The sequence below is a fragment of the Yersinia sp. 1252 StPb PI genome, from assembly GCF_048593885.1.
Lineage (GTDB): Bacteria > Pseudomonadota > Gammaproteobacteria > Enterobacterales > Enterobacteriaceae > Yersinia > Yersinia enterocolitica_E.
The window spans coordinates 1-441 of sequence record NZ_JAZGQE010000493.1 but is presented as its reverse complement, the minus strand read 5'-3'; the positions used below and the strand labels follow the sequence as shown (position 1 = coordinate 441).

Genomic DNA, 441 nt, shown 5'->3' with positions numbered 1-441 from the left:
AATTCACATTCTGCTCTATACTATTTTTGGCAATTAAGAACCATCCTATCACTTTTATTGATGGTTATTGTGGTACTTTATACAATTAAAATTTCGATGGATTGTAATATATTACGGCAGAAACAGGTGTTATTAAGGGATGAAATTCTTCATTATTCTACCGAATCTAAAAATCTAAATCTACGTCGGCAGCATAAGGTATGGCATAATTATTATTCACATGACAAATTTGATAAAGAGATTATTAATGTTTTTAACGGCGGGAATAACAACTTGCAGATATCGACATTATCCGATGGAACTGCTGCTATAAATTTTGATGGGGTTACATTTTCTAACGTACTAGATGTGATTCATTTTATGTCTCACTACTATAATATTTACATTAGTGATGTGAATATTTATCGTAATGACAGTGAAAGTGGTGAGTATGTAATGGGG

Annotated in this window: 1 protein-coding gene; it reads left to right on the top strand. The window is 31.3% G+C overall.

What is annotated here, in order from left to right; all coding sequences use genetic code 11:
* Positions 1 to 126: 126 nt before the first annotated feature.
* A partial coding sequence (locus tag V2A85_RS24475; RefSeq protein ID WP_420072661.1) for a hypothetical protein occupies positions 127 to 441 on the top strand: 315 nt, incomplete at its 3' end.